Genomic DNA, 13,817 nt, shown 5'->3' on the forward strand with positions numbered 1-13,817 from the left:
TCCTCCTCCTCAGCTGGCGTAGGTGGCGGCGACAATGATTGGGCCGAGCACGGTCAGGACAACATTGCCGACAGCGTAGGGCACGGCGACGCCTAGTACGGGCGTCTTGCTTTCCGCGATCTCGCAGGCGCCGGTGACGGCGGCATCGACCGTCATCGCGCCGGCCAGCGCGCCGCAGGTGATGACCGGGTTCAGTCGCAGAACGTGATGAGCAAACAAGGTCGCAACAACGAGAGGGACCACCGTCACGACAAGGCCCATGCCGACCAGTTGCAGGCCGTGCGTCTGCATGGCGATCCATGCCGCGTGGCCGTTGCCGAGCCCGATCGCCGCGATGAAGCCACCGAGTCCGAGATCGCTGAGTGTCTGCTGCGCGGCCGGCGCAATTGCACCCAAGGTCGGCCGGCGCGAGCGCAGCCAGCCGCAGACGAGCCCCGCGATCAGCGCGCCGCCTCCGCCGCCGAGCGTCAGGGCAACGTTGCCGATCTTGACGCTGAGGAGGCCGGCCAACAGACCGGCGGTAATGCCCGCAGTGAGGAACGCAATATCGGTGCGGTCACCGGAGCGCAGAACCTGTCCAACCTGCGCGGCCGCGCGTTCGATGTTGCGGGTGCTGCCGACCAGCGTCATGACGTCACCGACGTAGATCCGCGTATCCGGGCTCAACGGGACTTCGCGCCCCATTCGCGTCAAGGCACGAAGGAAGACGCCGCGAGCGCTGTCCCCGACACGACTTGCGACGTCCTTGAGCGAGCGGCCATGGAGTCTGCGGTCGTCAACAAGCACGTCGAGCACATTGCCGGGGATCGCCTTCAGGATCTCGTCGGCATCGATTTCGGTGCCGATGACAGGCTTGGCCGTCACGATGGCGGCGGAGGGCCCGGCAATGACGATGTCGTCATCGGCCTCGAGTACGGTATCCAGTGTCGGCTGGATGTCCGTACCGCGACGCACGATGCGCTCGATCACCGTACGATGGCCGATCTCTTCCTCGATCGAACTGACGGTTCGGCCGGCCGCGACCGAAACGCGGTAGGCCCGTGCCTGGAATTTGCGATAGTGAAGGCTCTGGGTCTTCGGCGGTTCGCCACCTGCAAGCTCCGCCTCGAGCTTCTTGGCCTCTTGCTTGAGGTCGATCCGCATCAGCATCGGAGCCACGAACGGCACGAATAGCAATGTCAGGATATAGCCGAGCACGTATGTGACGGCATAACCAGCCGCGATGTTCGCCTCCTGCTGCTCTAGCACGTCTTTTGGTAACCCCAGTTGTGCCAGAGCGCCGGATGCGGTGCCAATGACCGATGATTGCGTGAGCGCACCGGCGGCGAGGCCCGACGCGGTGCCGGTGTCGAGCTTGAGAGCGAAAGCGAAGAGCAGCACGAGGATCAGCCCAGTGACGCCGAGCACGAGCGCCAAGGCGACCTGGGACAGAGTGCGGATGCTCAGCGAGGCGAAGAACTCCGGTCCGGACTTGTAGCCGATCGTGAACACGAAGAGGCTGAAGAGGATCACCCTCAGGAGTGCCGGGAAAGTAAAGCTACCAAGCTGACCGATCAGGACAGCCACGATCAGGATGCAAGCCGTGGTACCCACGGCGAAGCCGCGGATCTTGATCCGACCCAGAACCGTACCGATGGCGACCGCCATCAGCAGGAAGATTTCCGGTGCGGTAGAAATGATCCAGCTGAGACTGTGCATGGTCGCATCCCCCGAGCGCTTATGTCGGAATGGAATGTGATTGCTCGGAACCGCGCCGAGGCTTGATCCAAATCAATCCTTTTGCGCACCGAAGCGCCGTTGCTGGACATCTCCGACCAGCGCAGCGAACCGGGCGATGATGAGCTCACTGGACATGACCGCTGCTTCATCGCGGCGTCGCGATGAAACGGTGCAGGTGGCGCTCCTGCTGGCTTTTACAGGCGGCTACCTCGATGCCTTCACGTGGATCGTTCACGGCGTCATGGCCAATGCCCAGACGACGAATCTCGTTCTACTCTGGGTGCATGGGTCGTCGGGAAATTGGCCGGAGGCACTTCGCTTCGTACCTCCGATCCTCGCATTCGTTGTCGGTGCCGCGGTCGCGACTTGGCTGCGCCGCACCATTGGAGTCTGGGCGAGCGCGATCAGCACGCTCATTGAGATCATTCTGCTCATCGTGATCGGCGTCCTGCACAACCGGCTGCCGGATCTTGCGGGGACGCTCGGCATCTCCTTCGTTGCCGCGATGCAGGCCACGATCTTCACCAAGGTCGAAGGCCTGGCCTACAGTTCGGTGATGATCACCGGCAACCTGCGTCAAGCCATCGAGGGCCTGGTCGAGGTGGCGGGCGGCCCGGTCCGGCATGGCGAACTACGCCGTCCCCGCGTCTTTGCGACGTTGTGCATCACGTTCGGCGTCGGAGCTGCAGTCGGTGCCTTTGCTACGGAGGCGATCCCGGAGCTCGCGCTGGTGGTGCCGGTGTTCGCGCTGCTGATCGTGCTGATGCGCTGCGGCACGCGCGATGTCGTTCATCGAAAACAGGCGAACGTTGACTTGGATCAAAGGATGGTCGGGGGCCCGACCGACGATCCGGCCTCATCGTTGCCCAACGACCGGGAGAGAGACATGTCAAAGGACGCCAAGTCCCCAGTAACGTCCGCCGCAAAGCGTATCGATCAGTTCTTTTCCGGACCTGGAGGACGGGCAGACGACTGGCGTGATCTGGTTGAAGCTGCAAAGACGTGGGCGCGCGGCAATGATCGCGCAAAATACGATGTGGCGCTCGGCGATCTCTCGGTGACGGAAGAGTATCACGGCTATCCCGGCCTGCACCTGATGGACGCATTGAGGGAAGCAGCCTTGGCCGGCGATGCAACCACCTCGCTGGCGCTTGCCACGCGCATCACGCAGGCGCTGACGACGCGGTCGTTCCGTCGGCATGCCGGTGATTGGAATCTGCATGAGGAAGCCGACGGTGACGTCCCCGATCTGCTGCCGCCGACCTTCGGGGGCAAGGAGGCCCATCGGCCCTATTTCGAGACCCTGATCGTCACCGGCGTCTCCTCCAGCACCTGGTCAGCGCTTGCGGCCGAATGGCGCAAGCTGAGGCGGCCGATCGACGCATTCGTCTACGAACCCGTCATCGTGGGCAGCCTCGAGGACGCCTTCTGCGCGGCGCTGCTCAATCCCGACCTTGCCGCCGTCGTGATCAACGAGGGGTTTGCACTCCACTCACGCCATGATGCGCCGGTCCTGCGCCCATTCGTCGACGCGATCGGAACGCATGAGGAGACGGATGCGTCTGCGCTCCGGCTCGCCCACATCCTCAAGCGGGTGCGTCCCGAGCTCGACATCTACCTGATGTCGAACCGCAATGTGGAGGAGATGGCCGGCAATCCCGAGGCCAATGTGGCTCGCCGCATCTTCTACTCCGTCGAGGAAATCCTGGAGCTGCATCTGTCGATCCTCGAAGGCGTACAGGACCGCTACGACACGCCGTTTTTCGACAATCTCAAAAGATACGCGCAGCGTCCGATCGGGACGTTCCACGCGCTGCCGATCGCTCGCGGCAAGTCGATCTTCAAGTCGGACTGGATCCGCGATATGGGCGAATTCTACGGCCCGAACCTGTTCCTGGCCGAAAGCAGCGCGACCACCGGTGGCCTGGACAGCCTGCTGGAGCCGACCGGCAACATCAAGAAGGCGCAGGAGAAGGCTGCGCGCGCGTTCGGCGCCGACCATGTCTTCTTCGTCACCAACGGCACCTCGACCTCGAACAAGATGGCGGTGCAGGCGCTGCTCGCGCCCGGCGACATCGCGATCGTCGATCGCAACTGCCACAAGTCCCACCACTACGGGATGGTACTTGCCGGCGCGCAGCCGCTTTACGTCGAAGCGTTCCCGATGACGGCCTATTCGATGTATGGCGCCGTGCCGCTGAAGACGATCAAGCAGGCACTTCTCAGTGCCAAGGCCGACGGCCGGCTCGACCGGGTGAAAATGGTCGACCTGACCAACTGCACGTTCGACGGCCACATCTACAATACCCGTCGTGTGATGGAAGAATGCCTTGCCATCAAACCGGACCTGATCTTCCTCTGGGACGAAGCCTGGTTCGGCTTTGCGCGCTTCTCGCCGTTCCTGCGGCCGCGTACCGCGATGGGCGCCGCCAACGATATCGAGGCGTGGATGCACGATCCGAAGTCCGTGGCGGTCTTTGAGAAGCAGCAGGCTGAGCTCGGCAAGAATCCATCGGACGAGATGCTGCTCAAGACGCGGCTGATTCCCGACCCCCGCCAGATCAGGCTCCGCGTCTACCAGACCAACTCGACCCATAAGTCGATGTCCGCGTTACGTCAGGGCTCGATGCTCTTCGTCAAGGACGTGGAATTCCACACGGTCGAGGCACAATTCCACGAGGCGGTGTTCACGCATGCGTCGACCAGTCCCAACCAGCAGCTGATCGGGAGCCTCGACGTCGCCCGCCGGCAGATGGAGCTCGAGGGCTACGGCCTTGTCAACAATGCGATGGAGATCGCGCTCGCCATCCGCCAGGCGGTGAACAACAATCCCCTGATCTCACGATATTTCCGCATTCTCGGGGCTGACGCCATGGTTCCGGCGGCATATCGGCAGACCGGGTTTGTCGACTATCTGGCGCCCGGCAGCAACTGGGCCACCGCATGGAAGAGCCTGCAGGATGACGAGTTCTGCCTCGACCCGACCCGCATGACGCTGGTATGCGGCACCGCGGGTTTCGACGGCACGCAGTTCAAGGGCGTGCTGGCCAACCAATACGGCATCCAGGTCAACAAGACCTCGCGCAATTCGGTGCTGTTGCAGTCCAACATCAACAACACCCGCTCCGACGTCGCGCATCTGATCCGGGTGCTGGCCGAGATTGCCGGCGAGGTCGACCGTGGCCTTTCGCAGGGCGGGGCGAATGCCAAGAAGACCTTCGAGGCGCGGGTCAAGAGCCTGATGACCGATGTGCCGGATCTACCGAACTTCTCGCATTTCCACCAGAGCTTCCGGGGTGATGCGGGAACCAAGACGAACGAGGGCGACATCCGCAGCGGCTTCTACTCGGCCTACGACGCGGCAGGTTGCGAATACATCCGCCTTGCAGATCCCGAGATCGACCGCCGCCTCAAGGCCGGTCCCGATCTTGTGTCCGCCAACTTTGTGATTCCCTATCCGCCGGGCTTCCCGATCATGGTGCCGGGCCAGGTCATCACCCAGGAAACCATCGACTTCATGCGCAAGCTCGATGTGAAGGAAATCCACGGCTACGACGCCAAGGAGGGCCTCAAGCTCGTGCGCACCGAGGCCCTGGCAAAGATGAGCAAATCGAAGCCTGGCGCAGCGGCTCAACTGAAGGCCGCGTCTTGAATGGGGGGGAATGACAATGCAGGGCTTTTTCACATTCCTGCAGCAGAATCCGTATCTGTTGCTGTTCTTCGTCGTCGGGCTCGCCGTCTGGATCGGACGTGCAAGCATCAAAGGCTATGGACTCGGCATGGTTGCAGGCGCAATCGTCGTCGGTGCCGGACTGTCGGTTCTCGCGTCGACCTATGGCGTCAAGCTCGAGCTCAACAACTTCGCCAAGAGCCTGTTCTACTATCTGTTCATGTATGGCGTCGGTCTTCGAGTGGGGCCGTCGTTCATCAACAGCCTGAAAGGCGATGGCCTCAAATTCACCTTGCTGGCGCTGGTGTCCAGCGTCCTCGGGCTCGTGCTGGTTGTTTTCGGAGCGAAGCTGTTCTCGCTGCCGACCGGCGCTGCAGGTGGCATGCTCGCCGGCTCGCAAACGATGTCCGCCGCGATCGGCTCCGCCGAGCAGGCCGTCACCTCGGGTGTCGTCAAGCTGCCCGAGGGCATGAAGCCCGAGGATGCGACCGGCATGATCGCATTGTCCTACGGCATCACTTACATCTGGGGTACTGTCGGCATCATCCTGATCTGCAAATATCTGCCGCGCTGGTGGGGAGTGGACGCCAAAGCGGCTGCCAGAAAGTATGAGGCCGAGTTCGGCGTCAAGGATCTCGAAGGCGGTGCGCTCACGGGGTACCGCCAGTTCGGTCTGCGCGCGTACCGGCTGGAGAATCCAGCGCAGGTCGGCATGAGCATTGCCGGCTTCCGCAAGGCGAATCCCGAATATCGGATCGTCAACGTCTCCCGCAACGGAGAGCTGGTAGGTGCCGATCCCGATCTCGTACTGGAAAAGAACGATGTCATTGCTCTCGGCGGCTCCACATCGAGCCTGACCGACAAGATGGGGCTGATCGGTCCGGAAGTCGCCGATGCCAAGACCCTCGGCGTTCCGCTCGATCAGGCCGACATCCTTGTCACCAACAAGGAGGTTGTCGGACGGACCTTCGAGTCCTTCCGCGGGCAGGCCCTGGCCGGGCAGCTTCAAGTCACCAAGGTTGAGCGTGGTGGCGTGCCGATTCCTGCCGGTCTCAAGACCGAGTTGCAGCGGATGGATATCGTGTCAGTGGTCGGCCTCAAGTCGGCCGTGAACGAGCTCGGAGAGTTGTGGGGCCGGATCGCGCGGTCGAATAGCGCGACGGACCTGCTGACGCTGTCGGTCGGCATGATCATTGGCTTCCTGATCGGCCGGATCGAGTTCCCGGCTTTCGGCGCCAAGATTGGTCTTGGCAACGCCGGGGGCCTGTTGCTCTCGGGCGTCATCGTCTCCTCCATCGTTTCCCGGCTGCGCTTCTTCGGAAATACACCGAACGCGGCGCGAAACGTGCTGGAGGATCTTGGCCTGGTCGTTTTCGTCGCCATCGTAGGTGTCAATGCCGGCGCGGGACTGCTTGCCCAGCTATCTGGGGCGGTCGCACTGAAGATCTTTCTCGTCGGATTCGTTGCCTGCACCATTCCTCCGTTCGTCGTCTGGGCGATCGGTTTTCACATCTTCAAGATCAACCCGGCTGTGCTCATGGGTGGTGTGGCCGGCGCCCGATCGCATTCGGGTCCCTGCCGCGAGGCCGCGGTGGAAATCCAGAGTACGGTCCCCTGGATCGGTTTTCCGGTCGGCTACGCCGTATCCGGCATCCTGCTCACGGTGTTCGGATACTTCGCAATGCTTCTGGCGCAGTAGGATTGAACATGTGGATACGGCGGGCGATATGGATCGCGCTGATGACGCCGGCGCTCTTCCTTGGCTCTGCTCTGCCGTCGCACGCGGGGACGGTTCGCGTCACCATGTTGAAGGCTGGCTTCGGCGTCGGCGCGGGCGGGGGGCGGGGCGTTCTGACCTTCCGCCATCGCAACTATCCGTTCACGGTCAGAGGATTGAGCGTTGGCCTGGCTGCAGGGGCCTCGATCGGCAGGCTCGTTGGACGGGCGGATCATATCGACAAGCTGAGCGACTTCTCCGGCACCTACAGCGTGGTCGGCGCCGGTGTTGCTCTGGTCGGTGGGGTCGGCGGCGTGCAGCTCAGGAACGCCAAGGGCGTCACGATCAACTTGCAGGGCGCGAGAGCTGGTCTCGAAGTGGCCGCCAGTGCCGGCAAGGTCGTCATCATCCTCGATCAATCTCGTTCCACCCCCAATTGACCGGTCCATCATCGGAGAGACGATCATGAGAAGTTATTCGAAGCGATTTATTGGAGCGGCGTTCCTCGTCTTGCTGGCGTCGTGCCTTGCGACGCCGTCGCGAGCAGACAGCGGAGCGGTGCGCGTGGTCTTCACCAAGGGCGGATTCATCGTCGGCGTTGGCGGTGGCCATGGCGTCCTGACGTTCCACGGCCGGCACTATCCGTTCAACGTGTCTGGGATGAGTGTAGGCTTCACGATCGGCGCCTCGACGACCCAGCTGTCTGGACGCGCTCTGAACCTGCGAAGTCCCCGTGACCTCGAGGGGACCTACGCCGTCATTGGGGCCGGCGGAGCTCTTGCAGCTGGAGCAGGGGGCGTCCAATTGCAGAACGAGAAGGGCGTGATCCTTCAACTGGCCGGCGGAAAGGTCGGCGTCGAGTTGTCAGCGGCCGTGGGCGGTGTGACGGTTGCGCTCCGGTGAGTGACGGCCATAGCCGCCTCCAACTGGCTCGGTCGAGCGATCTTGGCTGATTGCCATGTGATGCCGCCCTCCCGGCGGCATCACAAACGTAAGGTGCGCTCGCATTCATGCATGGTTGCAGATGGCAAGCGCGACCTGATCCCAGGCGCGACCTGATCCAACGGCCTGGATCCTCGGCTTGCTCGCGGTCGACGCAGCCAAGCCGCTTGCTCTCCAGGTTTCAGGACGGCGTCCTCATTCGCCCCAATCGATAGTGATAGCAATGTCACCCGGCATGCCTCCGGGGAAATCGATGATCTGGTAGCGAATACGATAGCCCCGCGGCTTGAGATAATCGGACCAGAGCTGATAGATCTCCTTGGGAATCCCGGTCAGCGTGTTTTCCCAGCCGCTCTCCATTTGGTTGATGGCACGGCCTCTGTCTGTGCACATCACATTTGGAAAGCGATAGACCTGAACTTCCGTCAAGCCGTTATGCACCGCGCGCTGGATCACCGTCGAGGCCAGCATGATCTTCTCCTCCTCGGATTTGCCGGACGGACGACTGAACTGCTCGATAAGGGCTCTTTTCTCCGCTTCGGCGGCGGCTGCACGGCGGGCATATTCGTCGGCTTTTTCTGCCTCTTTGAGGGCGGCTTCCTTGCGGATCTGCGCGGCACTGGGGATCACATCATCGAGCTTGGCGGACATGGCTTCCGGCTCCTGAATTGAGTGTCTCGTTTCACCGTAGCGGAAGGCTAGGTGCGGCAACTGCAATTCCCTTGATTCAGGTCAAGCAAATCAGCATCGGTGGCCCCACGCTGCAGCCCTGGCCTGACCGGCTCCAGACTTTCGGGAGGGACCGTTTTGAGCGAACAACTTCATCCGATGAGTCCGCATCATCTGCCATTCTATCTCGCTCCGGGAAGCGGGACCGATGTGCTGATGGTGGTGATGGGGCTGTTCCTGGTCGGCACCTTGCTCTGGCTCGGCACGCTGTACTGGCGCCTGCACAGCCTTCCGGAACGGATGGCTCACAAGTCACAAAAGCTGCAATTCGAAATCGTCGCAGTTCTTGGCTTGATCTCGCTGTTTACGCATATGCATATCTTCTGGGTGGCAGGCCTGCTGCTTGCGCTGATTGATATTCCTGACTTCGGTACGCCGCTCCGCAGCATTGCTGATTCCGTCGAAAAGATCGCAGATGGAACTCCAGCAGGAGCAGCCGAGGCGGCTCAGCCGAATCCGCCGCCGCCAGACATGCCCATTGCTGTCGAAGCGAGGGGGAACGGCCATGTTTGAACTGATGTTCTGCTCGCTTCTCACGATCTTGCCTGACTACCTGTACCGGCGTTACGCGCAGGGAAAGCGGTTCGGCAAGGAGATCACGTTCTATTCGGTCTGGTACGAGCTGCGATGGGGCATCACCGGATGCCTGATGCTTACCATCTCGCTGATCACCATGATCTTCTATTTCCATCCGGCGACGGAGTCGGCGACGCTGTACTTTCGCACGATTCCGATCCTGCCCGAGGGCTCGGGAAGGGTTGCCGAGGTCAATGCCAGCTTCAGCCAGGCGGTGAAGAAGGGAGATGTGCTGTTCACGCTCGACAGCTCGAAGCAGCGAGCCGCACTCGAAACGGCCAAGCGTAAGATTGCTGAGGTCGACGCTTCGATGGCGAGCGCACAGGCGGAGGTGGTCAAGGCTGAAGCGCAGATCCAGGAGGCCAGGAGTAATCTTCAGCAGGCGACCGATGAGCGTGACGTCAAGGTCGAGCTGCAGCGACGAAATCCGGGTATCGTGCCACAGCGCGACATCGAGAAGCTGCAGGTCCTGGTCGACCAGCGTCAGGCCGGCGTCGATGCGGCCACGGCCGCGAAGCAATCGGCGACGTTGCGGCTATCCACGTTGCTGCCTGCAGAAAAGGGAAGCGCCGAGGCCGAACTGGCGCAGGCCCAGGTGGAGTTCGACAAGACGTTCGTGCGTGCGGGCGTCGACGGACGGGTCGAGCAGTTCCTGCTTCGCGTGGGCGACGTCGTCAACCAGTTGATGCGACCGGCCGGAGTTCTCATTCCGGAGGGGGCTGGCCAAGCGGCGCTGCAGGCCGGCTTCGGTCAGATCGAGGCCCAGGTGATGAAGGAGGGCATGGTGGCCGAAGCAACCTGCATATCGAAGCCGTGGGTAATCATTCCGATGGTGGTAACGAAGGTGCAGAACTACATCGCCGCCGGGCAGTTCCGTTCGGGAGAGCAGTTGCTTGAAGCCCAGAACGTCGCGAAACCTGGCACGATATTGGTTTTCCTGGAACCGCTCTACAAGGGCGGGCTCGACGGGGTCACACCTGGGTCAAGCTGCATCGTCAACGCCTACACCAGCAATCACGACGAGATCGTTGCGAAGGAGACTAGCACAGGCCGGGCGATCGCTCTCCATGTCGTCGACGGCGTCGGATTGGTGCACGCTTTGCTGTTGCGAATCCAGGCGCTCCTGCTGCCGATCAAGACGCTCGTGCTGAGCGGTCATTGAAACCCGAGGACGGATGCCTGATTGAGAGTTAAGGAGTTTCGCTGCTGTCGATCACCGTGACACGCGAGCTTTGACTTATATCAAGAGAGGCTAGTCGCGCGGCGACTGAATAGAGGCTGCATCAGGAGGATTGAGAATGACACCAACGAAATCCCTTCATGCGATCATCGCGGCGACAGCTCTCGCCGCAGCCTCGGTCGCAACCGCGCTAGCGTCGCCTGCGCATGCGGATGATGCAGCTCAGATTCTCAAGTCGATGGCGAACTACCTTGGCAGCCAGAAGACGCTTTCCGCCTCGTTCGACAGCGACATCGAGGTTATCACGCCCGAGCTCGAGAAGATTCAATTTGCGAGTTCTGGGCAGCTGAAGCTAAGCCGTCCTGACAAGCTCCGTGTCACACGCACCGGCGGCTATGCCGACGTCGAGTTGGTGTATGATGGTCAGACGATATCGATCTACGGCAGGAACGCGAAGTCCTATGTGCAGGCGAATGCGCCGGGCGGCGTCGACCAGATGATAGATGCGATCCAAGAGCGCTCTGGCGTCGGCCTGCCGGGAACCGACCTCTTGCTGTCCGACGCTTACGATGTGCTGATGGCGAACGTGGCTGTTAGCCAGCACATCGGCCAGGGCGTTATCGACGGCGTCGAATGCGAGCATCTCGCATTCCGGACGGCCGATACTGACTGGCAGATCTGGGTAGAGACCGGCGACAAGCCCGTGCCGCGCAAATATGTGATCACCAGCAAGACAGTGGCGGGTGCGCCGCAGTATACGTTGCGTCTGAAGGACTGGAAGACGGATGCGTTCGCCGATGCCGACACGTTCGTTTTTAAGCCGCCCGTCGGCGCGACCAAAGTCGACCTGGACTCAGCAGCGATGGCCGAATTCGATGAGATCCCCCCGGGCACACCGTCAGGAGCGAAGCAATGATCAAATTGAGTAAACTCGTCCTATTTGCATTGGCTTCAGTTGCATTCGCTGCAGGCTTGTCCGGTAGCAACGGGACCGGGTCGGGGAGCCTGTTCTCGGAAGCCGAGGCAAGAATCGGCCGTCCGCTGACGCCGATGAGCTACGCCGGCGTGGCCCGGAGGACAACGCGTCGGGCGGTTGCCGTGGGTGCGGCAGGCGCAGCGGGCGTGTATTATGGCTCGTCCTGCGTGCAGGTGGTGGACGCCTACGGTCGGGTGACGACGCGCTGCTGAGGCCGTGCAGCAGGCCGCTGGCTGAAATGGGGGCGCGCCTGTAATCATAGCACCCATTCGGAAGTATGAGCGGCCGAGGATGAGAATGCGCGGGCGCGTCCCCATAGCCTGGATCAAGAGGATCTGGCCAGCGATGGCGACGCGCCTCGGCGTCTCGTTGACCGTCCTTGTCTCTCTGACGGTTCTTTTCTGGCTGGTCCCGCCAAGCCCGGCCGACTGCGCCGAGCGCGGTGAACCCAAGCGCGTTTTGATGCTGTACTCCTTCGGGCGAGACTTCGGGCCGTGGGACGAATATGCGCGCACGATCAAGGCCGAGCTTGAGCGGCAATCGCCTTGGCCGCTGGATATCCAGGAACATACGCTGCTATCGGCCCGGTTCAACAATCCGGGGCCGGAAGCACCGTTCGTCGCGTATCTGAGTTCGCTCTACTCCGACCATCTTCCGGACATCGTACTGAGCATCGGCGCGCCGGCCGCCAACTTCATTCAGAAGTATCGTGCTCAACTTCTTCCTTCCGTTCCGACCGTGCTGACGGCGGTTGAGGAGCGGTTGGTGAACCGCGCCAACCTCACGGATTACGACACGGTCGTCTCGGTCGACAGCAGTTTCCCAGCCTTCTTCCGCAGCATTCTTCAGGTTCTGCCGGAGACGCAGACAATTGCCGTCGTCATTGGGGCCTCTCCTCTGGAGAAGTTCTGGCTCGCCGAAGCGAAGAGGGAGGCTGAGTCCCTTGAAGGCCGGGTTGCGTTCGTCTGGTACCCGGATTTGTCGTTTGAGGAGGTGCTGAGGCAGGCGGCTACGCTTCCCCCGCACACGGCGTTGTTTTGGGCTTTGCTGTCCGTAGACGCAGCAGGTGTCTCCCATGAGGGAGGTCTCGCCCTGCGCAGGCTCCACGCAGTCGCGAACGCTCCGATCTTCTCTTTTCAGGAAGCCTTCTTCGGCCAGGGCACCGTCGGCGGCCCGATGCACTCAATCGCCGGAACGAGTGAGGCAACCGTGAGAGCCGCGATTAGCATTGTTAGGGGTGAAAAGCCGGCCAGCATCAAGATCGATCCGATCAAGTTTTCGCCCCCCAAATACGATTGGCGCGAAATGCGGCGGTGGGGGATCCGCGAAGATGATCTGCCGCCGGACAGTCAAGTGTTGTTCCAGGAGCCAGGGATCTGGGAGCAGTACCGTTGGCAACTGGCGCTGATAGCGGCCGTGATCCTGGTCCAGACCGGATTGATCGGCGGTCTTCTGTATGAGCGGGGTCGCCGTCGTCTTGCCGAAGCGGAGTCGCGGCGGCGGCTTGCTGAGCTCGCGCATGTCAACCGCTATTCGGCAGCCGGCGAGTTGACGGCTTCGATTGCGCATGAACTGAACCAGCCGTTAGGCTCGATCCTGACCAACACCGAGAGCGCAGAGCTCATATTGAAGGCGGCGTCGCCGGATCTCGACGAACTCAGGGCGATTCTCGGCGACATCCGTCGCGACGATCAACGCGCCAGCGAAGTGATACGACGGCTTCGCAGCATGCTCAAGAAAGCCCCATTCGAAGTCAGGAACATCGAGCTCAACGAGGCCGTGCGGGAGGCCGTGTCGTTTGTGACGACGATGTCGGAAGGACTTGGGATCGCGCTGGAATGCCGCGTCGAGTCGAGCGATGTCCAGGTCAGCGCCGATCGTGTTCAACTGCAGCAGGTCATCCTCAATCTTCTCATTAACGCAATGGAGGCGATCTCGGGCGTTCACGCCAGGAAGCGTGAGGTCAATATTGCAGTGCGTCGATCCGGCTCGTATGCGGAGATCAGAGTGCGCGACACTGGCCCTGGTCTTCCCGATCAGGACCTCGAGAACATCTTCGCCCCGTTCTTCAGCACCAAGCCGCAAGGGATAGGCATGGGTCTTGCGATTGCCCGCACGATCATTGAATCGCATCGGGGAACAATCTCGGCGGAAAATCAGGTGACCGGTGGTGCGCTATTCACCATCAGGCTCCCGATCGTTCGTGAGAGTCGCCACCATCCGCGCCCTTGACGCAGGGTCGACAGCAATCATTTGCGTACGGCTGATGGCCGCGCCAGCGTCCTCAATTCCTTTGATATTGATCAAA

General features: G+C 61.6%; 11 protein-coding genes and 1 pseudogene. 10 read left to right on the forward strand and 2 right to left on the reverse strand.

The window, feature by feature from the left end:
• Window positions 1-9: 9 nt before the first annotated feature.
• Window positions 10-1,698, reverse strand: a complete 1,689-nt coding sequence (locus ACQR1H_RS23960; protein ID WP_434908280.1) for an aspartate:alanine exchanger family transporter — start codon at window positions 1,696-1,698, stop codon at window positions 10-12.
• Between the two features lie 154 nt (window positions 1,699-1,852).
• Here ACQR1H_RS23960 and ACQR1H_RS23965 point away from each other — a divergent pair.
• From ACQR1H_RS23965 to ACQR1H_RS23985, 5 genes and pseudogenes are all read left to right on the forward strand, one after another.
• Window positions 1,853-2,470, forward strand: a pseudogene (locus ACQR1H_RS23965) (YoaK family protein); the annotation flags it as partial.
• A gap of 135 nt (window positions 2,471-2,605) precedes the next feature.
• Window positions 2,606-5,371, forward strand: coding sequence for a decarboxylase (locus tag ACQR1H_RS23970; RefSeq protein WP_434908348.1), 2,766 nt, complete (start codon window positions 2,606-2,608; stop codon window positions 5,369-5,371).
• A 16-nt stretch (window positions 5,372-5,387) separates the two neighbouring features.
• Window positions 5,388-7,088 (forward strand): aspartate:alanine exchanger family transporter, encoded by a 1,701-nt coding sequence (locus tag ACQR1H_RS23975; RefSeq protein WP_434846453.1) that lies wholly within the window; start codon window positions 5,388-5,390, stop codon window positions 7,086-7,088.
• A gap of 41 nt (window positions 7,089-7,129) precedes the next feature.
• Window positions 7,130-7,546, forward strand: a complete 417-nt coding sequence (locus tag ACQR1H_RS23980; RefSeq protein WP_434846452.1) for a hypothetical protein — start codon at window positions 7,130-7,132, stop codon at window positions 7,544-7,546.
• A gap of 25 nt (window positions 7,547-7,571) precedes the next feature.
• Window positions 7,572-8,009 (forward strand): hypothetical protein, encoded by a 438-nt coding sequence (locus ACQR1H_RS23985; RefSeq protein ID WP_434908281.1) that lies wholly within the window; start codon window positions 7,572-7,574, stop codon window positions 8,007-8,009.
• A gap of 234 nt (window positions 8,010-8,243) precedes the next feature.
• Here ACQR1H_RS23985 and ACQR1H_RS23990 read toward each other — a convergent pair whose 3' ends face one another.
• Window positions 8,244-8,699 carry a hypothetical protein gene (locus tag ACQR1H_RS23990; protein ID WP_434846451.1) on the reverse strand — a complete coding sequence of 152 codons (456 nt, stop codon included), beginning with the start codon at window positions 8,697-8,699 and terminating at the stop codon, window positions 8,244-8,246.
• Between the two features lie 156 nt (window positions 8,700-8,855).
• Between ACQR1H_RS23990 and ACQR1H_RS23995 the strand changes: the two genes are divergently transcribed.
• The 5 genes from ACQR1H_RS23995 (at window position 8,856) to ACQR1H_RS24015 (ending at window position 13,741) form a co-directional block, all read left to right on the forward strand.
• Window positions 8,856-9,290: a hypothetical protein gene (locus ACQR1H_RS23995; protein ID WP_434908282.1), complete on the forward strand. Its 435-nt coding sequence runs from the start codon at window positions 8,856-8,858 to the stop codon at window positions 9,288-9,290.
• Window positions 9,283-10,515: an HlyD family secretion protein gene (locus ACQR1H_RS24000; protein ID WP_434846450.1), complete on the forward strand. Its 1,233-nt coding sequence runs from the start codon at window positions 9,283-9,285 to the stop codon at window positions 10,513-10,515. The genes ACQR1H_RS23995 and ACQR1H_RS24000 overlap by 8 nt, the downstream gene beginning before the upstream one ends.
• Window positions 10,516-10,651: 136 nt before the next feature.
• Window positions 10,652-11,449: a DUF2092 domain-containing protein gene (locus ACQR1H_RS24005; protein WP_434908283.1), complete on the forward strand. Its 798-nt coding sequence runs from the start codon at window positions 10,652-10,654 to the stop codon at window positions 11,447-11,449.
• A complete protein-coding gene (locus ACQR1H_RS24010) occupies window positions 11,446-11,721 on the forward strand; it encodes a hypothetical protein (RefSeq protein WP_434846448.1) in 276 nt (91 codons plus the stop codon). The genes ACQR1H_RS24005 and ACQR1H_RS24010 overlap by 4 nt, the downstream gene beginning before the upstream one ends.
• 133 nt (window positions 11,722-11,854) lie before the next feature.
• Window positions 11,855-13,741 carry a sensor histidine kinase gene (locus ACQR1H_RS24015; protein ID WP_434908284.1) on the forward strand — a complete coding sequence of 629 codons (1,887 nt, stop codon included), beginning with the start codon at window positions 11,855-11,857 and terminating at the stop codon, window positions 13,739-13,741.
• Window positions 13,742-13,817: the final 76 nt, after the last annotated feature.

It is taken from the genome of Bradyrhizobium sp. HKCCYLRH2015 (genome assembly GCF_051168215.1).
Taxonomy (GTDB): Bacteria; Pseudomonadota; Alphaproteobacteria; order Rhizobiales; family Xanthobacteraceae; genus Bradyrhizobium.

What these genes read in the sequence shown, in the direction of transcription:
- ACQR1H_RS23980 (WP_434846452.1), top strand. Translation starts at nt 7,130, where the DNA reads ATGACGCCGGCGCTCTTCCTTGGCTCTGCTCTGCCGTCGCACGCGGGG.
- ACQR1H_RS23990 (WP_434846451.1), bottom strand. Translation starts at nt 8,699, where the DNA reads ATGTCCGCCAAGCTCGATGATGTGATCCCCAGTGCCGCGCAGATCCGC.
- ACQR1H_RS24000 (WP_434846450.1), top strand. Translation starts at nt 9,283, where the DNA reads ATGTTTGAACTGATGTTCTGCTCGCTTCTCACGATCTTGCCTGACTAC.
- ACQR1H_RS24015 (WP_434908284.1), top strand. Translation starts at nt 11,855, where the DNA reads ATGGCGACGCGCCTCGGCGTCTCGTTGACCGTCCTTGTCTCTCTGACG.
- ACQR1H_RS23985 (WP_434908281.1), top strand. Translation starts at nt 7,572, where the DNA reads ATGAGAAGTTATTCGAAGCGATTTATTGGAGCGGCGTTCCTCGTCTTG.
- ACQR1H_RS24010 (WP_434846448.1), top strand. Translation starts at nt 11,446, where the DNA reads ATGATCAAATTGAGTAAACTCGTCCTATTTGCATTGGCTTCAGTTGCA.
- ACQR1H_RS23960 (WP_434908280.1), bottom strand. Translation starts at nt 1,698, where the DNA reads ATGCACAGTCTCAGCTGGATCATTTCTACCGCACCGGAAATCTTCCTG.
- ACQR1H_RS24005 (WP_434908283.1), top strand. Translation starts at nt 10,652, where the DNA reads ATGACACCAACGAAATCCCTTCATGCGATCATCGCGGCGACAGCTCTC.
- ACQR1H_RS23970 (WP_434908348.1), top strand. Translation starts at nt 2,606, where the DNA reads ATGTCAAAGGACGCCAAGTCCCCAGTAACGTCCGCCGCAAAGCGTATC.
- ACQR1H_RS23975 (WP_434846453.1), top strand. Translation starts at nt 5,388, where the DNA reads ATGCAGGGCTTTTTCACATTCCTGCAGCAGAATCCGTATCTGTTGCTG.